The 17,569-nt window shown below is 59.9% G+C and carries 16 protein-coding genes and 1 pseudogene; 6 read left to right on the top strand and 11 right to left on the bottom strand.

The genetic code is table 11. The annotated features are described in order from the left end of the window. Positions 1 to 5: 5 nt before the first annotated feature. The 9 genes and pseudogenes from BVL55_RS09785 to BVL55_RS09820 all read right to left on the bottom strand — a co-directional run bounded on the left by BVL55_RS09785 (position 6) and on the right by BVL55_RS09820 (position 10,888). Complete coding sequence (locus tag BVL55_RS09785) at positions 6 to 1,556, bottom strand: trimethylamine methyltransferase family protein (RefSeq protein ID WP_075996735.1); 1,551 nt, start codon at positions 1,554 to 1,556, stop codon at positions 6 to 8. Positions 1,557 to 1,562: 6 nt separating this feature from the next. After that, positions 1,563 to 2,408: an isocitrate lyase/PEP mutase family protein gene (locus BVL55_RS09790; protein WP_075996736.1), complete on the bottom strand. Its 846-nt coding sequence runs from the start codon at positions 2,406 to 2,408 to the stop codon at positions 1,563 to 1,565. Next, the gene (locus BVL55_RS09795; RefSeq protein WP_075996737.1) at positions 2,405 to 4,891 is read right to left on the bottom strand and encodes a GcvT family protein; all 2,487 of its coding nucleotides are present in this window, start codon (positions 4,889 to 4,891) and stop codon (positions 2,405 to 2,407) included. Before BVL55_RS09795 ends, BVL55_RS09790 begins: the two co-directional genes overlap by 4 nt. After that, positions 4,884 to 5,792, bottom strand: a complete 909-nt coding sequence (locus BVL55_RS09800) for a homocysteine S-methyltransferase family protein (RefSeq protein WP_075996738.1) — start codon at positions 5,790 to 5,792, stop codon at positions 4,884 to 4,886. The genes BVL55_RS09795 and BVL55_RS09800 overlap by 8 nt, the downstream gene beginning before the upstream one ends. Further along, entirely contained in the window at positions 5,789 to 6,247 is a 459-nt protein-coding gene (locus BVL55_RS09805; protein ID WP_075996739.1) for a pyridoxamine 5'-phosphate oxidase family protein, read from the bottom strand. Before BVL55_RS09805 ends, BVL55_RS09800 begins: the two co-directional genes overlap by 4 nt. Next, the gene (locus tag BVL55_RS17320) at positions 6,244 to 7,545 is read right to left on the bottom strand and encodes a glycine cleavage T C-terminal barrel domain-containing protein (protein ID WP_428977283.1); all 1,302 of its coding nucleotides are present in this window, start codon (positions 7,543 to 7,545) and stop codon (positions 6,244 to 6,246) included. Before BVL55_RS17320 ends, BVL55_RS09805 begins: the two co-directional genes overlap by 4 nt. A gap of 87 nt (positions 7,546 to 7,632) precedes the next feature. Next, positions 7,633 to 8,714: pseudogene (locus tag BVL55_RS17325) on the bottom strand (NAD(P)/FAD-dependent oxidoreductase); the annotation flags it as partial. A gap of 43 nt (positions 8,715 to 8,757) precedes the next feature. Then, entirely contained in the window at positions 8,758 to 9,408 is a 651-nt protein-coding gene (locus BVL55_RS09815) for a helix-turn-helix domain-containing protein (RefSeq protein WP_244530479.1), read from the bottom strand. A 214-nt stretch (positions 9,409 to 9,622) separates the two neighbouring features. Then, on the bottom strand, positions 9,623 to 10,888 hold the full coding sequence (locus BVL55_RS09820; protein ID WP_083649479.1) for an ABC transporter substrate-binding protein: 1,266 nt from the start codon (positions 10,886 to 10,888) through the stop codon (positions 9,623 to 9,625). Between the two features lie 302 nt (positions 10,889 to 11,190). Between BVL55_RS09820 and BVL55_RS09825 the strand changes: the two genes are divergently transcribed. The 6 genes from BVL55_RS09825 (at position 11,191) to BVL55_RS09850 (ending at position 16,841) form a co-directional block, all read left to right on the top strand. Beyond that, a complete protein-coding gene (locus BVL55_RS09825) occupies positions 11,191 to 11,466 on the top strand; it encodes an acyl carrier protein (RefSeq protein ID WP_075996741.1) in 276 nt (91 codons plus the stop codon). Positions 11,467 to 11,570: 104 nt separating this feature from the next. Beyond that, positions 11,571 to 12,029: a 3-hydroxyacyl-ACP dehydratase FabZ family protein gene (locus BVL55_RS09830; RefSeq protein ID WP_075996742.1), complete on the top strand. Its 459-nt coding sequence runs from the start codon at positions 11,571 to 11,573 to the stop codon at positions 12,027 to 12,029. A gap of 125 nt (positions 12,030 to 12,154) precedes the next feature. After that, complete coding sequence (locus tag BVL55_RS09835; protein ID WP_075996743.1) at positions 12,155 to 13,354, top strand: beta-ketoacyl-ACP synthase; 1,200 nt, start codon at positions 12,155 to 12,157, stop codon at positions 13,352 to 13,354. A 15-nt stretch (positions 13,355 to 13,369) separates the two neighbouring features. Then, complete coding sequence (locus BVL55_RS09840; protein ID WP_075996744.1) at positions 13,370 to 14,647, top strand: beta-ketoacyl-ACP synthase; 1,278 nt, start codon at positions 13,370 to 13,372, stop codon at positions 14,645 to 14,647. Positions 14,648 to 14,773: 126 nt separating this feature from the next. Next, positions 14,774 to 15,805, top strand: a complete 1,032-nt coding sequence (locus tag BVL55_RS09845) for a zinc-binding dehydrogenase (protein ID WP_075996745.1) — start codon at positions 14,774 to 14,776, stop codon at positions 15,803 to 15,805. A gap of 40 nt (positions 15,806 to 15,845) precedes the next feature. Continuing rightward, positions 15,846 to 16,841 (top strand): lipid A biosynthesis lauroyl acyltransferase, encoded by a 996-nt coding sequence (locus tag BVL55_RS09850; RefSeq protein WP_075996746.1) that lies wholly within the window; start codon positions 15,846 to 15,848, stop codon positions 16,839 to 16,841. Positions 16,842 to 16,853: 12 nt separating this feature from the next. Here BVL55_RS09850 and BVL55_RS16535 read toward each other — a convergent pair whose 3' ends face one another. Together BVL55_RS16535 and BVL55_RS09855 are read right to left on the bottom strand one after the other, a co-directional pair. Further along, positions 16,854 to 17,015: a hypothetical protein gene (locus BVL55_RS16535; RefSeq protein ID WP_156892502.1), complete on the bottom strand. Its 162-nt coding sequence runs from the start codon at positions 17,013 to 17,015 to the stop codon at positions 16,854 to 16,856. A gap of 111 nt (positions 17,016 to 17,126) precedes the next feature. Continuing rightward, entirely contained in the window at positions 17,127 to 17,549 is a 423-nt protein-coding gene (locus BVL55_RS09855) for a L,D-transpeptidase (protein ID WP_075996747.1), read from the bottom strand. Between the last annotated feature and the right edge of the window lie 20 nt (positions 17,550 to 17,569).

Here is a 17,569-nt window from a genome sequence, read left to right on the forward strand (position 1 = left end):
TTCCCTCATCCCGCGCCCAGATGAATCGCAAACTTCTTGCGGATCTCATTGTCCACGACGGGATCGATGTTTGCCTTGCGCGGTGCATCAAGGATTTCACGCTTGCGCTTGATCGCCTGTTCCAGCAGGTCAGGCTTGCCGACCTCCGCCCACTCCTTGGGGCTGAGCCGGTCGGCAATCGCCGGATAGACATAGTCGCGCTGCATCAGTTCGAGCGTCTGTGAGGAACCAAGATAATGCCCCGGACCCTCAAGGCAGACTTCCTTCATCGTATCGAGCGACACGCTGTCCTCGGTGACCTCGATGCCGCGCACGCAGCGCATTGCCTGGCCCAGCAGGTCGTCTCCCAAAATCAGGCTTTCGAGCGAAAAGCCCAGCAGCGAGGCATGCATGCCGGCAGCTTCATAGACCATGTTGAGGCCGGAAAGCCCGGCCATCACGTTCGAGCACATCTGCTCCCAGCCGGCCTGCATGTCCGGCAGTTTGGCATCGGCAATGCCGGCTGCCGCCCCGCCCGGCAGGCCGTAGAAATGGTGCATCTGGGCGCAGCCTGCCGTCAGCAGTGCCTGTTCGCCCGACCCGCCCGACATGGCACCCGACCGCAGATCGGAAACGAAAGGCCAGGTGCCGAACACCGCAGGATGGCCAGGTTTGATGGCGTTGACATAGATCATGCCGGCAAGGCACTCGGCCACTGCCTGGACGATGGCGGCGGCAATCGGCGCGGGGGCCGTTGCGCCTGCCTGGCCTGCCGAGAGCAGCAATACCGGCATGCCGCCCGCAATGCATTTTTCCATCACCCGGCAACTTTCCGTGGCGAATTTCATGGGCGGCACGACAAAACAGTTTGAATTGGAAACGAAGGGCCGCTCGCGCCATTTGTCTTCGCCGCCGGCGATGTGATGCAACAGGTCAAGACAGCCATCGACATAATCGGGATCGAAGATCGACGTTCCCACATGCTTTTTCGTGCCCGCACAGGAAGCATAGATGGTGTTCAGGTCCATCTCGAAATTGTCTTCGATGTCCCGGGCAACCATCGGGCGCTGAAAGAAATGCACATTGTCCAGTTCCTGCGTGATCCGCGCCGCATCGAACAGATCCTGCAGGGTGGATTCGCGGTACTCGCGGTTTTCCTGGTCCACCACATAAACCGCTGCACCCGCCGTCCCATAGTGGACGCGGTTGCCGGAGAGTTGAAGATCATGAGCCGGATCGCGGGCGCAAAGCGTAACCTCCCTTGCCGCCTTGGCCAGCATGTCATCGACCAGCGCACGGGGAAACCGGATACGCCCGTCCTCCTCCTGAATGCAGCCCGCGCCGGTCAGGATTTCCACCCCGCTTTCCGGCGCATCGGCAAAACCGATCACCTCCATGGCTTCAAGCGCCGCTTCATGGATGCGCTGCATGCCGGTTTCGCTCAACGGCTTGTACGCACCGCCTTCCATGCCGGGCCGGATCGGTTTGATGTCCTCCGTCAAAGGGGCAGAACGCACTGCATGCCGTCCTGCCCTGCCACCGCTGCGCCGCGACCGGCGCATGCTTTCCTGATCCATGGCTTGCTACCTCCCGCCACCCTTGCCTGCCGCTCCTGCCAGCAGCAGACCGTCAATTTCCGCTCCACCTGCAACACCTGCCAGCGGTGCAAAACTGCCCTCATCCAGCATCGCTTTCGTCGCATCGCGAATAACCGCATGGGTTGCCCTGGAAATCATCGAACCCAGCGAGATACGGCGCACACCCAGCGCTGCCAATTCGCTGACGCTGCACTTTGCCAGCGGCCCGGCAGCCAGCGCATTGACCGGCTTGCTGACAGCGGCAAGCACCTGTTTCAGCTCTTCAACGCCTGGTGGAACCGGAACATAGAGCAGATCGGCACCTGCCGCCTCGAAGGCCTGAATGCGCCGGATCGCCTCCTCAAGGCCGTAGGCACCGTTCATCACGCCGTCGGCGCGGGCGCAAAAGACAAAAGGGTGCGGCAGGGCCTTTGCTGCCGCTGCCGCCGCCTTCACCCGCTCCACCGCCAGATCGAAATCATAGGCCGGGTTGCCCTCGACCATCTGCGTGTCCTCGATGGAACAGCCCGAAAGCCCTGCCTCTGCCGCCAGTTTTATGGTCTCGGCAACATCGTCCGGCGCGTCGGCAAATCCGTTTTCAAAGTCACCGCTGACGGGCAGATCGGTCGCCGCAACGATATCCTGGGCATGGGCAAGCGCCTCATCGCGGCTGATCTGGCCCATGTCCGGCCTTCCCAGCGTAAAGGCAAATCCGGCACTGGTCGTAGCCAGCGCCCTGGCGCCCAGCGCTGCCATCATCCGCGACGAGCCGATGTCCCATGGATTGGGAATGACGAAACAGCCCGATTGATGCAGGTCGAAAAATGCCTGGTGGCGGGAAGATGCGCTCATGCCTTCATCCTTTCAGCTTTCGGATCATGCATCGGCTTCAAGGAAGCCTCGGCACCCACCCGCGTGCCGGCAATCTCGATTTCGTAGGAGGATGCAAGCACATCCTGCGCGCTTTCGCCCTCGCATGGCACATAGCCCATGCCGATGGCGCCCCCCAGCGTATGGCCGTAGTTGCCCGAAGAGATGTAGCCGACGATCTCGCCATCACGCAGCACCGGTTCATTGTGATAAAGCAGCGGCTCGGGATCGGTCAGGCGGAATTGCAGCAGCCGCAGTTTCAGCCCTTCCTCCTTCTTGCGCAGCACCGCATCGCGGCCGATGAAATCCTCCTTGGCGGTTTTCACGGCAAAGCCGAGACCGGCTTCCAGCACATGATCCTCGCTGGTGATGTCATGACCGAAATGGCGGAAGGCTTTCTCGATGCGGCAGGAATCCATCATGTGCATGCCGCACAGTTTCATGCCCTCTGCTTCGCCGGCTTCCATCAGTGTTTCAAAAGCATGGCCGCACTGATCGGCAGAAACATAGAGCTCCCAGCCAAGTTCGCCCACATAGGAAACGCGGTGCGCCCGGGCAAGGCCCATGCCCAGTTCGATCTGCCGCGCCGTACCGAAGGGGTGATGGTCGCTGGACCAGTCATGAAACGGGGCTGCCTTCTGCAATACGGCCCGTGCATTGGGTCCCATTACTGCCAAAACGCCTTCGCCGGCGGTCACATCGACAAAGGAAACCTCGAAGTCGCCCCGGTGACGGGCAAGCCATTCCATCTCGCGCACCATGGTCGCTGCCGGAGTCACGATCAGATAGCTTGTCTCACCAAGCCGGGTGACGGTTACATCCGCCTCGATCCCGCCCCGCGCATTGAGAAACTGGGTGTAGACGATACGGCCCGCCGGAACCGACATGTCCGCGCCGCAGATATGGTTGAGACAGGCTTCCGCATCGCGCCCGTCAACCCGGATCTTGCCGAAGGAGGACATGTCGTACATGCCGATATTCTCGCGGACGGCGCGGTGTTCGGCGGCGGAATTTTCAAACCAGTTCTGCCGCTTCCACGAATAGCGGTATTCCCGCGCTTCACCCTCATTGGCAAACCAGTTGGCCCTTTCCCAGCCGGCCGCCTCACCAAACACCGCCCCATGTGTCTTCAGGTGCTCGTGAAACGGGGAGCGGCGGATGCCGCGCGCCGTCGCCTTCTGGCGGTAGGGAAAATGATCGGCATACAGCAGGCCGAGCGTTTCCTTCGCCCGCTCATGCACGAACGTCTTGTTGCCCATGAAGGGCTGCATGCGGCGGATATCCACATCGGAAAGGTCGAACGGCGGATGGCCGTGCTCCATCCAGTAGGCAAGCGCCATGCCGGCCCCGCCCGCAGATTGGATGCCGATCGAATTAAACCCGCAGCACACGAAGTAATTGCGGATTTCCGGCGCCTCGCCGAGGTGATAGGCATCGTCCGGCGTGAAGCTTTCTGGCCCGTTGAAAAAGGTGTGAATGCCCGCCTCCGCCAGCATCGGCATGCGGTTGACCGCATCTTCCAGGATCGGCTCAAAGTGGTCGAAATCCTCCGGCAGCTGGTCGAAACAGAAGTCCTCCGGAATGCGCTCTCCGCTTGCAAGCGGCGGCCAGGGCTTGGATACCGGTTCGAACGCACCGAGCAGGATCTTGCCGGCATCCTCCTTGTAGTAGGCGCATTCATCGGGCACCCGCAGCACCGGCAATTGGGCAAGCCCGGGAATGTTCTCCGTTACGATGTAAAAATGCTCGCAGCCATGCAGCGGCAGGTTGACACCGTTCTGGCGGCCCAGTTCATGGGCCCACATGCCACCGCAATTGACCACCATCTCAGCGTCGATGGTTCCGCTTTCGCCGGACCCGTCACGCTGCCAGGAAACACCGGAGACGATGCGCTGGCCGGCCACAACGCTTTCATGGATTTCAGTGACCTTCACGCCCTCGATCACCTTTGCCCCCATCTGCCTTGCGCCTTTCGCCAGCGCCTGTGCGATGTTGGCAGGGTCGGCCTGGCCATCGAGCGGAAGCCACACCCCACCGGCAACCCCGTCAAGGTTGATGTGCTCGTAACGCTGTTTGATTTCTTCCGGCGATATCTCTTCAACATCGACATCAAAGGCCCGCGCCATGGATGCAGAACGGTGCAGTTCCTCCAGCCGTTCATCCGTCAGCGCAACGGAGATCGAACCGCATTGCCTGATACCGGTTGCCACCCCGGTTTCTGCTTCAAGCCGGGTGTAAAGATCGGCGGAATATTTCGCCAGCCGGGTCATGTTCTTCGTTGCCCTGAGCTGGCCGATCAGGCCCGCCGCGTGCCAGGTGGTGCCGCAGGCAAGCTGCTTGCGCTCAAGCAGCACCACATCCTTCCAGCCCTGCTTTGCAAGATGATAGGCAACCGAACAGCCGGCCACCCCGCCACCGATCACCACCGCCCGCGCCTTGCCGGGAATTGCCTTTGCTTCAGTCATCGAGCGTCCCCACCGTTTTATAACCGTTTTCAACAAGAGTTTGTGCAAGCCTGGCTATATGCGCCGGGCCCACCTCGCAGCAGCCGCCAACAATAACCGCCCCTGCCCCGACCCAGTCCATGACATGAGCCGCATACCGGTCAGGCCCCAGATCGTCGCGCACTTTCAGCTCTTCCACGGTTCCGCCGGGCTGAAGCGCACCGATGCCGGTAAAGCCATTGGCATAGCCGCCAAACGGCAGGCCGCTTTGCTTCAGCGCTGTCATGGCTTCGCCAATCGATTCAGGCCAGGAGCAGTTGACCAGAACGGCATCCGCTCCGGCGGTGAGCGCGGCCGAAACGCCTTCTGCAACCGCTTCACCCGAGCGCAGTTTCAGCCCGTTGCCATCTTCAACCGTCATTGAGGTCCATACCGGTTTGCCGCCTTCCTTCGCGGCGGCGGTGGCAGCCTCAACCTCCTTCACCGAGGAGAGCGTTTCGCATAAAAAACAGTCCACATGAGGCGCCTGCACCGCCACGACACGCCGGTAGGTTGCCAGCATCGGTTCATGGTCCGGTGCCACATCCGGGCGGTAGCTGGCATAAAGCGGCGGCAGGCAGCCGGCGATGGCAACGCTTTCACCGCTCTTTTCGCGTGCAGATTTGGCAACCGCGATGGCCTGTTGCTGCAGGGGCTCGAACAGGGCTTCTTCCGCATCGCGGGCCAGACGCTCAGGCGTTGCCGAATAGGTATTGAGCGTCAGCACCCGTGCACCGGCGCTGATATAGTCCAGATGCACCGCTTCCACGATCTCCGGTTCATCCATCATCACCTGGGCAGACCAGAGCGGTGAAGGCGGCTTGCCGGACCGCTTGAGCAGTTCCTGGCCCATACCACCATCGAGAAGAACGACGCGCTTCATGGGTAAATCTCCGAATATTTCTTCTTGTAGAGCGCAATCATCTCCGCTTCGCTTGCTCCCTCGTCATAGGGCGGCGTGGTAAGCGGCTTTGCCTCCCCGACCTTCAGCAACACCAGCGTGTTGATGCGGTCGGCGAGCGTATTCCAGACAGCCCGCCATTGCGGCAGAAGGTCATCGAAGCGGCCGCAGCCGCGTTCGACCAGCACCGCCTTGCAGCGCAGCCGCACTCCCTTGCGCAGAAAGGGATCGACGAAATTCACTTCGCATTCGGGGTTTGCCTTCAGATTGGCGAGTGTCCCCGGTGAGCGGATTTCACCAAAGGCAAGCGTTTCCCCGTCAAGCACCAAAAACGTGCCCTTGGGCGAAACACAGGGTTTTCCCTCCGCCGAAACCGTGGCAACGAAGCCGAGCGGGAATTCGCCGATCACCTTCCTGGCAAAGGCATTGAGCTTCATGCCTTCAGCCTTTCATTGTTGGGATCCCACAGCGGGGCATCCTCCTGCACTTCCGCCGGATAGCGCATGCCGTAGATTTCCACTTCCAGGCGCGTGCCAGGCACCGTCAGGTCTTCCCGCAGCATGCCGAGGGCGATCGATTTATCCACCCGGTGGCCGTAGCCCCCCGATGTCGTTTCGCCGACAACCTCTCCCATGTGCCAGAGCGTTGACATGTAGGGCGCATCAAAGTCATCGCACTCGACCACAAGGGTTACAAAGCGCTTGGAAACACCCTGCTGGCGCTCCTTCTCCAGCGCAGCCTTGCCGATGAAGTCCGGTTTCGACCATTTCACGAAGCGGTCGAGGCCGCCCTGCAGAATGGTGTAGTCGGTTGAAAGGTCTCCCTTCCAGGCACGATAGCCCTTTTCAAGCCGCAGCGAGTTCAGCGCAAACATGCCGAACGGTTTGAGGCCGTAGCGATCACCCGCCTCCATCAGGCTGTCATAGACATCACCGGCAACGCCGTTGCGGCAGTGGATTTCCCAGCCCAGTTCGCCGGCAAACGAAACCCGCATGAACATCACGTCATGGGCATCGACCCTGCCGCGCTGAACCGAGAGCCAGGGCAGATTGAGATCAAGATCAGCGCATCCCTTCAAAATGTCCCGGGACATGGGCCCGGTCAGGATGAAACAGGTATAGTCGGTGGTATCGTCCTTTATGGTGATGCTGCCATCTTCCGGCAGATGCTTTTCCAGCCACTCCCGGTCGTGCCACTGGGCCGCTGCGGCCGTGATGCACAAAACGCCCTCCTCCTCGATGCGCGACAACGACATCTCGGTAACGATGCGCCCCCTGTCATCGGCAAAATAACCGAGCCCGACACGCCCCACCTTGGGCACCGAGCCCGTAATCAGGCTCTCGATCCACTCGACGGCGTTTTCGCCACGCACCGCAAAGCGCGAAAAGCCCGGCAGGTCGAGAATGCCGGCATGATCGCGCACCGCGTGGCACTCCTCGCGGATACGGGCAAACCATGGCCCTTCCCGCTCCCAGGTCTGGGTGGATTCTTCGGAAAGATCATCGCCTTCTTTCGCAAACCAGTTGGCACGCTCCCAGCCATTATAGGCGCCGAACTGCGCCCCCGAAGCAACGAGCGTTTCATGGATTGGCGAGAGTTTCTTGTTCGCACCAGCCGGCCAGCGGTGAAACGGGAAATGCATGGCATATTCATGGCCGTAGACTTCCATCCCCTTGGCAACACAGTAGTCGTGATCGCAATAGTCGGTGAAGCGGCGCGGATCACAGGACCACATGTCCCACTCGGTCTGGCCTTCGGTTATCCATTCCGCCAGCACCTTGCCCGCACCCCCGGCCTGCGCAATGCCAAAGGTGAAGACACACGCCTCGAACGCATTCGGTACACCGGGCATTGGTCCGATCAGCGGATTGCCGTCAGGCGCATAGGGAATCGGCCCGTTGATCACCTTGGACAAGCCGCCCTTTGCCAGGATCGGCACCCGCGCCATCGCATCTTCCAGATACCATTCGAGCCGCTCCAGATCGTCCTGATAAAGCTGGAAGGAAAAATCCTCCGGCATCGGTTCGTCCGAAGTGGCCCAGTGCGCACGGCAATTACGCTCATAGGGGCCCAGATTCATGCCGTTTTTTTCCTGGCGCAGATAGTAGGAGGAATCCACGTCCCGCAACAACGGCAGCTTGCGGCCCTCTTTTTCAGCCCACTCCTTCAGCTCCTTGATTTCCTCGAACAGAATGTACTGGTGCTCCATCACCATCATGGGAACGTTGCGCCCGAACATCTGCCCGACCTGCTTTGCGTAGTAGCCAGCGGCGTTGACGACATATTCGCAGCGGATTTCCCCCTTTTCGGTCTCTACCACCCATTCGCCGTTTTCGCGCCGGACACCGGTTACTGGGCAGAACCGGATGATTCTTGCGCCCAAGTCGCGTGCACCCTTGGCCAGCGCCTGGGTGAGCTGTGCGGGGTCAATGTCGCCGTCATAGGGGTCGTAAAGCCCGCCCGAAGGTCATGCGTTTCCAGAAAAGGATAGCGGTTTTTGAGTTCACCATTGCTGACGACCTCGATATCCATGCCCTGATAGCGGCCCATGCCTGCAGCCCGCGCAAACTCCTGCATGCGTTCCTTCGAATGCGCCAGCCGCACCGAGCCGGTAACGTGATAGTTCATCGGATAGTCGACCGCTTCCCCAAGCCCCCGGTAAAGCTCGGTCGAATAGCGCTGTACATTCATGATCGACCAGGAGGCAGAAAAGGTCGGCACATTGCCTGCCGCATGCCAGGTTGAGCCTGCCGTCAACTCGTTCTTCTCGACCAGAACGCAATCGGTCCATCCCGCCCTGGCTAGATGATACAGCGAGGACGCGCCGACGGCACCGCCGCCAATGATCACAACCCTGGCCTGGCTTGGAAAGGCTTGATTCCCTTTTTCAGACATTTCACTCATCCCGCTGTTTTGACTCGTCTTTTTCAACTCTTGAATCAGTGCATCAATAGGTCGGCGGTGAAATGATCCAGATCACTTCCGCCGGTCTGTCCCCCCTGTTGATCCATCCATAGGGCTGCCGGTCGAACTGGAAACTGTCGCCCGCCCTCAGCACATAGGTCTGGCTGCCAATGGTCATCTCCAACTCGCCGCTGACCACATAGCCGCCGTCCTGTGTGTCGCGGGCCGCCATCACTTCCCGCCTTGCGCCGGGCGCGAACACCGAGCGGATCATTTCAAACTCGCCGCCAAGGTCCGGTGACAGCAACTCCTCTGCCAGGCCGTCATCGGGCGATCCCATGACGGCCCGCGAATGGGCGCGCACGATCCAGCCGCGCTCTGCTTCAGGCGCATCGGCATTACGAAAGAAAAAACTCACCGGCACGCCGAAGTGCCCGGCAATCGCCTTCAGATCGGGAATGGAAGGGTTGGTCTGGCCGCGCTCGACCTGCGACAGCCAGCCGATGGACCGCCCCAGCGCCTCGCAAAGGTCGTTAAGCGTCAGGCCGCGGCTCTTGCGCAGTGCCCTGATGTCATTGCCCACATGATGGTGCGGCGCCGCGCTGCTATTTGCCCGTTCGGCAGTTTCCGCCTCCGCAAGGCTGTCTTCCACCTGCGGAGCGACAAACGCTTTCGAATCGATGCGCCCTGCCACCGGCGTCCTCCCGGCAATCTTCGGCCATCAGGGCCGAAATGAAATATCCATTCAGAATTTCATTTATTTGTAATTTTGGCAAGTGTTTTGTGGTAAAACCATCCGGTTTTCATTCGAGCGCCCGGTTTCATACGAGCGGATGCGATCACCCGGTTCCGCCAACCGTCAGGAAAGGAGAAGCGCAATATGCAGAGAAAGCTAATTTTAAACCGGATCAGAAGCCCGGCAAGCCCAGTTCCCGGGCTGCCTTGCGGTAGTCATCCTCGGCCCGCCGCAATGCGGCAGCCGGGTCGCGCCCGTCAAACATAACCGCCTCGATCTGGTCGTTTAAGGCCCGCCGCAACAGATTAAGCGCCTGGCTGTCGGGATAGACCGGAATGCCTGCATCGATTGCAGAAAGCACTTCCTTGGTAAGGCGGCCCGGCTTGTAATCCTTGACCAGCCAAAGGGCTTCCCAGGCATGTGTCGCCAGCATGTCCTGGTCCAGCCCCTCCAGCGCTGTCAGAAACGCCGCCTCGGCCTCTTCCACCGTAGCGCTGACTGGAATCGCAAACCCTTCCCACCACAAGGTTACGGCGGGCTTGCCTCCCTTCTCGATCGCTGGTGCTGGCAGGATCTGCATCTTGCCGGCAACCCGGCTGACCGCCGGATTGTCCAGGGGCCCGACGCTGCTGATCCAGGTCACCGACATCGGCGCGGTAAACCGCATCAGATCGTTGAGTACACCGGCGCCGTCGCGCTCGCGGGCATCCTTGGGAAGATACTGGCCTAGGCGCTTCATGCGCTCCAGCGTGGCAATCCCTTTGTCTGTGGAAACGGTCGGCTTGTTGTCCTTGCCGAACAGCGTACCGCCTGCACCCAGATACTGGTCCAGGAATTCCTGGGTGAGATTCCAGCCCGGCTTGTAGGCAAGCGTCAGGGGTGCTTCGAACAGTTTTGAATTAGTCGCCTTGAGTTTTTCCGCCGCCTTCAGCAGGCCGTCATAGGTTGCTGGTGTTTCAATGCCTTCCTGGGACAGCAATTCGCGGTGGACGACAAGGGCCTTGGTATTGGCGGCCACGGCAATGGCGATCACCTTGCCGTTGTGGCGGATCAACTGGCGCGGGTGCAGCAATACCTTGTAGCGCTCCGCCAGATCATCCAGCGGCCGCAGCAGGTTCTGGCCGGCAAGGCGGGCCAGGCTGGCATTGGAGATGCCGACCAGGGATCCCAGATTGCGGTCCGGTTTTCCCGGGTCGGGCTCGACTGTGGCTGCATCGAAACCATATTCGACGCTGACATTGCCGCACTGCTCCATGTGCTGTGCGACGGCGCGCCAGAACGGATAATCGGGCAGATTGACCGTCAGTTTGGTGTTGTTCGGGGTGCTGCAATCGGCATTTGCAAATGGGGCATGGACGATCGCTGCCAGCAACACCAGACATGCCAGACCGGCATTCCACATGCCATACGGCAGGCGTAGCTGACTGGCGGATATCATCTTTGATCCTGTCCCTGTATATCGTGCCGATTTGAGGCGGTCTCTTATCAGCTAACTTGATGCGCTTCCACTATAGACATCGGCGCCATTCGCGGATAAACACCGCGCCGAGTCCTTTTGAAGACAGTTCAATAATGCCGGGCGAGCCTCCTCCCCGCATTTTTGCGTTGAATTCGCCAGTCAAAACTGGTTTTCAGGTAAATGAGGGCATGCAAGGCATCAGAACCCGCCCCCAGCGGGTCTAGCGCCGGAAAATCGCCGAAGAACGGCAATAGCCGGCAAACAGAACAAGAGGTTGTACCGTGAGCACCTTTGACAAAGTAGCTGACATCATTTCCGAAACCAGCGAGATACCGCGCGAAGAAATTACGCCGGACAGCCATACGATCGACGATCTGGGCATCGACAGCCTGGATTTTCTCGACATCGTATTTGCCATCGACAAGGAGTTCGGCATCAAGATTCCGCTTGAAGCCTGGACCCAGGAAGTCAATGACGGCAAGGCTTCGACCGAAGAATACTTCGTGATGAAGAACCTGGTCGCCAAGATCGACGAGTTGATCGCCGCAAAGGCGTGATGCCCGCGCCCTTGGGCGGACAGCAATACAATTCCACCTGAATTCAGGCCCCCACGGGGCCTGTTTTGTTGATATCACTTTCAAACGGGAAATGGCCGCCACCCATGCAGCTTGAATATTTCCAGATGATTGACCGCATCACCGAAGTCGATCTTGAGGCCAAGGTGATGCATGCCCGCTCCACGGTTCCCGACGAGAGCACCGTGTTCGAGGGACATTTTCCCGGCCATCCCCTGGTTCCCGGCGTGCTGATGATCGAAACCATGGCGCAGTGTTCCGGCATTTTGATCATGCACACGATCGATTTTGCAAAGATACCGCTGCTGGCGGGCGTAAAAGAAGGCAAACTCAGGGATTTCGTTGGCCCCAGGACCGCGCTCGAAATCAAGGCCGAGATCGAACATGAGGGTTCGGGCTTTGCAGTAACCCGTGCGGAAATCCGCTCGCAGGGCAAACGGGTGGCAAACGCCCAGCTCACCTTTACCATCATGCCGTTCCCCAGCGATGAACTGCAGGGCATGATCAGGCAGCAGGTCGCCGGCATGAAGCAGGAACCGGCTTGAGGCCGGTATCCACACGCCCGATGTAGAACCGCCCGGCAACCCTGTTTTGGGGTGTTTTCATTTTCTGATACCTGCTAGTACGGCGCCTGATTGGAAACCCTTGCCAAACACGCTTTGGAAACTGAATGACTGACAAGAAGAATGACGTGTGGATCACCGGTATCGGGCTGGTGTCCTGTTTCGGCGAAGGCGCCGATGCCCATTGGGAAAAACTCCATTCGGCCGATGCCGCCGCAGCACCGATCGACCGCGAAACCTATGCACCCTATGCGGTTCATCCCCTGCCGGAAATCGACTGGACCGCGCAGATGTCGCGCAAGGACATGCGCCAGATGGAGAACTGGCAGCGCATCGGCACCTACGCTGCCGGACTTGCGCTTGAAGACGCCGGCATGAAGGAAGTCGAGGAACTGGTTTCCACCATGGACCTTGTCGTTTGCGCCGGCGGTGGTGAGCGGGACCTTGAGGTGGACACCGAAATCCTCAAGGAAGCCAAGACCCGCAACGACCGCGACCTTATTCTCAACGAACGCCTGCCCCAGGACCTGCGCCCTACCCTGTTTCTGGCGCAATTATCGAACCTGATGGCGGGCAACATTTCCATTGTTCACAAGGTAACCGGCTCTTCGCGCACCTATATGGGCGAAGAATCGGCCGGCGTTACCGCCATCCGCGATGCGGTGGCGAGAATTTCCCATGGCCAGAGCAGCCATCTGCTGGTCGGCGGTGGCTATAACGCTGAACGGGTGGACCTTTTCCTGAACATCGAGCTGGGCCGCTATCTGGCCCGCGATTCGGCTGCGCCCGTTCAGGAACGCCAGGAGGCCGGCGGCGGCATGGTTCCAGGATCGGCAGGCGCCTTTCTGGTTCTGGAATCTGAAGACCATGCCAGGGCACGGGGCGCAAAACCCTATGCCAAAATCTCGGCCATTGCCTCCGATCTGGGCGGCCGTGATGAAGACGAAACCACCGCACGCTTCAACCGCATGCTTGAAACCCTGCCGCTGGACCGCGACAGCCGCCCGGCGATCCTGTCGGGCGCCAGCGGTTATGCCGGCATTACCGGTCTGGAACTGGATGCGCTGCGCAGCCGTTTCGGCATGGAGGCTGCGATCCGCGCCTACACATCGATGATCGGCAACCCCATCGAGGCGAATTTCCCGTTCGGCATCGCCCTTGCCGCAATGGCGCTGAAAAACGGCGGTTTCTACGAACCGTTTGAACCTGCCGAAAAGCCGGTTAAAATTCCCCCATCCTCCATTCTTGTAAGTACCGCCGGCCACTACCGCGGCGAAGGAATGGCCATGGTGGAAGCGGCTTCCTGAGCAAGGAGATTTTATATGCCCACGCAATTTACAGATCACCTCGGACGGCCAATCATCGCCGTAACCGGCATGGGCGTGGTGACATCGCTCGGCAAGGGCAAGAAAGAAAACTGGGAAGCACTGACCGCCGGCAAGTCCGGCATCAAGAAGATCAGCCGCTTCCCGACCGACGGCCTCAATACCGTAATCGCCGGCACGGTCGATTTCATGGAGACCGAGGAGATATCGGCACCGGCCATCTCCTACGCCATGGCCGAAACCACCGCCGGTGAAGCGCTTGAGGAAGCAGGTTTTGGCGATGAAGGATTCCCCGGACCGCTGTATTTTGCAGCCCCTCCGGTGGAAATGGAATGGCAGCACCGCTTTTCCCTGATGGAGGAAAGCCCGTCATCAGAGCCCGGCTATGAGCAATTGCTGGAGGCGGCCCGCGCCAAGCCGCACCCGCAAATGCACCAGCTTATCCAGCTCGGCACCATCGCCTACAAGCTGGCTGAAAAATACCGCACTCAGGGCCTGCCGATCTCGCTTTCAACTGCCTGTGCTTCCGGCGCCACCGCGCTGCAGCAGGGCATCGAGGCGATCCGGCGCGGCGAAACCGAAGCTGCCCTGTGCGTTGCATCCGATGGTTCGGTGACTGCCGAAGGGTTGATCCGGTTTTCGCTCCTGTCGGCCCTTTCCACCAACAATGAAAGCCCTTCAGGTGCTTCCCGCCCGTTCTCCAAGGACCGCGACGGCTTCATCATGTCGGAAGGCTCTGCTGCCCTTGTTCTGGAAACCCTGGAACATGCCGTTGCCCGCGGCGCCGAAGTCATCGGCGTTATTCGCGGCGTCGGCGAAAAGGCGGACTCCTTCCACCGCACCCGCTCCAGCCCGGACGGCAAGCCGGTGATCGCCGCCATCAGCGCCGCCCTTGAGGATGCCGGCATGGCGCCGGATGAGATCGACTACATCAACGCTCACGGCACCTCGACGCCGGAAAACGACCGCATGGAATACAACACGCTCAAGGCTGTGCTCGGCGAGCGCGTCCATGAGGTTCCCATTTCCTCCAACAAGTCGATGATCGGCCATACCCTGACTGCCGGCGGCGCCGTGGAAGCGGTTTTCTCCTTTCTCACCATGAAGGAAAGCACCATTCCGCCAACCATCAACTATGACAATCCGGACCCCGATATCCCGCTTGATGTGGTACCCAACGTCAAGCGCGAAGCCGAAGTAACATCAGTATTGTCGAACTCGTTCGGCTTTGGCGGACAAAACGCCTGTCTTGTCTTTGCCAGAGATGTGGCATAACGGGACGTGGCATAACGAGAATAAAATTCAAACAGCCCGCGCCAGGCGCTGAAACGGTTTATCCGTCCTGCGCGGGGGTTCCTTTCAATTGGCCTGTATGCCAGCACTGACAAGGGGGATACATCCTTGCGCGCGCTCCAACTGGTTTCCGAACGCGAAGTAAAGGTCACCGATATCGAGGCTCCGCCGCCGCCTGGCGAAGGCGAGGTGCAATTGCGGATCAAGGTCATCGCTCTCAACCACATCGATGTGTGGGGTTGGCGGGGCATGGCGTTCGCAAAACGCAAATTGCCCATGACCGTGGGCGCCGAGGCATCGGCGGAAGTTGCCGCCATCGGCCCCGGCGTTTGTGGCCTGAAAACCGGTGATCTTGTTGCCATTTACGGCGCCCCGACCTGCGGCGTCTGCCGGCCCTGCCGCGAGGGCCGCGACAACCATTGCGAAAACCCCAAGGGCGTGCACGGGTTCCATCTTGACGGCTATGCCCGCGAACTTGCCAACATGCCGGCCCGCAACGTGGTTCGGGCACCGGAAGGCCTCAGCGACATTGCCGCCGCCGTTGCGCCGGTGACGTTCGGAACCTGTGAGCACATGCTGTTCGACAACGCAAAGCTGGAAAGCGGGGAAACCATTCTGGTCCACGCTGGCGGCTCGGGCATCGGTTCTGCGGCGATCCAGCTTGCCAAGAAGATCGGCTGCACGGTGATCACCACGGTTGGCTCTGACGACAAGATCGAACCCTGCCGCAAACTCGGCGCCGATCACGTGATCAACTATCGCACCGACCGTTTCGAGGGCGCGGTGCGCAAGATCACCAAAAAGAAGGGCGTCGATGTGGTGTTCGAGCATGTCGGCAAGGACACCTGGCAGGGTTCCATGCTGTCGCTGCGCCGCGGCGGGCGGCTGGTTACCTGCGGCTCGACCTCCGGGGTTTCAGCCGAAACCAATTTGATGATGCTCTTCCAGCAGCAATTGCGCCTGATCGGTTCTTTCGGCTGCAACATGCGCAACCTGGCCGACGCAATGGAGAAAATGGCCAAGGGCATCGTTCATCCGGTGATCGATTCCGAACTGGAATTCGGCGATCTTTCAACCGCGCTGGGGCGCATGGAAGGCCGCAAGGTGTTCGGCAAGATCGTCATGCGTGTCAACGACTGATACTTCGCAGTTCGCTCCACAATTTCGACCGGAAACAAACATGGCCGGCAAGCGCACCAAATATCCCCGATGGTATGTTCTGCTGCGCAATGCACGGAACTGGTCCATCGCCACACTGGCGCTCGGATCGATCCGGCTGATCAAGTTCCTGCCGGCCGATCCGGCCATCAATAGCACGGCCCGCCTTGCCCGCATCTTCGGCATGTGGCACCCGCGGACGGGCGACGCACGCAAGAACCTGCGCATGGCGTTTCCCGAAAAATCCGAAGCGCAGATCGAGGAAATCCTGCGCGGCATGTGGGAACATCTTGGCCGCACCGGCGCGGAATACGCCTTTCTCGACAAGATTTTCGATGTCGATTTCGACAACCCGGAAAAAAGCCGGTTTGAAATCGCCGGCATCCCCAATTTCGAGCAGTTGCGCGAACATGACGGCCCGGCGATCTGCTTTACCGCCCATACCGGCAACTGGGAGGTTCTGCCGATCGCCGCTGCCGCCTACGGGCTCAACATCACGGCGCTGTTCCGCCCGCCCAACAACCCGTTTCTGGCAAGAAAACTGCTAAAGGCACGCAAGACCGCCATGGGCCATCTCGTCCCCTCGCGGGCGGGCGCTGCCTGGGCACTCTCAGGTGTGATGGACGAGGGCGGCAAGATCGGCCTGCTGGCCGACCAGTACTATCGCAGCGGGCCGATGGTTACGTTTTTCGGACAGAAGGCCGCAGCCAATCCCCTGCTGGCAAAACTGGCGCGCAATTATGATTGCCCGGTCTATCCTGCCCGCACCATCCGCCTGCCGGGCGGGCGCTACCGCATTGAACTGCAGGACCGGCTGGAATTGCCGCGCGATGCAGCAGGCAAGATCGACACCGACGCCACCACCCAGTTGATCAACACGGTCATGGAAGGCTGGATCCGTGAATATCCCGAGCAATGGCTGTGGCTGCACCGGCGCTGGCGTGCCAGCAAGCCGCGCCGCCGCGTGCTGCGCAACAAACCGGTTTCAAATACTGCAAAGAAACAGGACCGCCGTTAGAGCGTGTCCGGTTTAAATTAAAGCAGTTTGCATGGATGGATTTTTCGTTTCCGGCAAGGAGAATACCGCAGCGCGGTGCCTTGCCACCTCGCGAGGATGTTCTCCACGCTCAAGGCGCTCGATCAATATCTCTCGTCCTTTCGGCGTCAAACGGGCATTCTTGTGGATGTTCATTCGGTCCCTCTCCTGATCACTGATGGTTTACAACTTCAGCTTTTCAGAATGGGATCGAGTGAACAACCTGGTGAGAACTCACATCTAGTTCAAAAACCCGCGCTGATCCTCTCAGCGCGTAACCCGGACCTTCATGTTTTTCAGCCCCGCATTGCGCGCCATGTAGAACAGCACCCGGGCGTTTTCGGGATGCAGGCGAATGCAACCGGCAGAAGCCGGCCGGCCAAGCCGCTTGATGTGGCTGGTTCCGTGAATCGCGAAATTGCCGCTGTAGAAGATCGAATACGGCATGGGCGCGTTGTTGTAGCGGCTGGAACGGTGGTTCTTGGAAAGCCATTTGGCCCGCCATACGCCGGTCGGCGTCACCTTTCCCCGCCTGGCGGTGGAAACCGGCCAGACATATTTCAGAACGCCGTTTTGGTAAACGCGCATCTTCTGTTCGGAAAGGTCGACACGCGCTTCAATCCGCGCCGCCAGCGCCGGCGTCGAAAGCAGTACCACCGCAAGAAATACGGCCCCCAACAAACGGATCATTGTTCCCTCCAACAATGTAA

This window comes from Salaquimonas pukyongi, assembly GCF_001953055.1.
Taxonomy (GTDB): domain Bacteria; phylum Pseudomonadota; class Alphaproteobacteria; order Rhizobiales; family Rhizobiaceae; genus Salaquimonas; species Salaquimonas pukyongi.

Excerpts from the sequence above, each read along its gene's own strand:
- BVL55_RS09785 (WP_075996735.1), bottom strand. The coding sequence starts at position 1,556 with ATGGATCAGGAAAGCATGCGCCGGTCGCGGCGCAGCGGTGGCAGGGCA.
- BVL55_RS09790 (WP_075996736.1), bottom strand. The coding sequence starts at position 2,408 with ATGAGCGCATCTTCCCGCCACCAGGCATTTTTCGACCTGCATCAATCG.
- BVL55_RS09795 (WP_075996737.1), bottom strand. The coding sequence starts at position 4,891 with ATGACTGAAGCAAAGGCAATTCCCGGCAAGGCGCGGGCGGTGGTGATC.
- BVL55_RS09800 (WP_075996738.1), bottom strand. The coding sequence starts at position 5,792 with ATGAAGCGCGTCGTTCTTCTCGATGGTGGTATGGGCCAGGAACTGCTC.
- BVL55_RS09805 (WP_075996739.1), bottom strand. The coding sequence starts at position 6,247 with ATGAAGCTCAATGCCTTTGCCAGGAAGGTGATCGGCGAATTCCCGCTC.
- BVL55_RS17320 (WP_428977283.1), bottom strand. The coding sequence starts at position 7,545 with ATGTGGTCCTGTGATCCGCGCCGCTTCACCGACTATTGCGATCACGAC.
- BVL55_RS09820 (WP_083649479.1), bottom strand. The coding sequence starts at position 10,888 with ATGATATCCGCCAGTCAGCTACGCCTGCCGTATGGCATGTGGAATGCC.
- BVL55_RS09830 (WP_075996742.1), top strand. The coding sequence starts at position 11,571 with ATGCAGCTTGAATATTTCCAGATGATTGACCGCATCACCGAAGTCGAT.
- BVL55_RS09835 (WP_075996743.1), top strand. The coding sequence starts at position 12,155 with ATGACTGACAAGAAGAATGACGTGTGGATCACCGGTATCGGGCTGGTG.
- BVL55_RS09840 (WP_075996744.1), top strand. The coding sequence starts at position 13,370 with ATGCCCACGCAATTTACAGATCACCTCGGACGGCCAATCATCGCCGTA.
- BVL55_RS09850 (WP_075996746.1), top strand. The coding sequence starts at position 15,846 with ATGGCCGGCAAGCGCACCAAATATCCCCGATGGTATGTTCTGCTGCGC.
- BVL55_RS16535 (WP_156892502.1), bottom strand. The coding sequence starts at position 17,015 with ATGAACATCCACAAGAATGCCCGTTTGACGCCGAAAGGACGAGAGATA.
- BVL55_RS09855 (WP_075996747.1), bottom strand. The coding sequence starts at position 17,549 with ATGATCCGTTTGTTGGGGGCCGTATTTCTTGCGGTGGTACTGCTTTCG.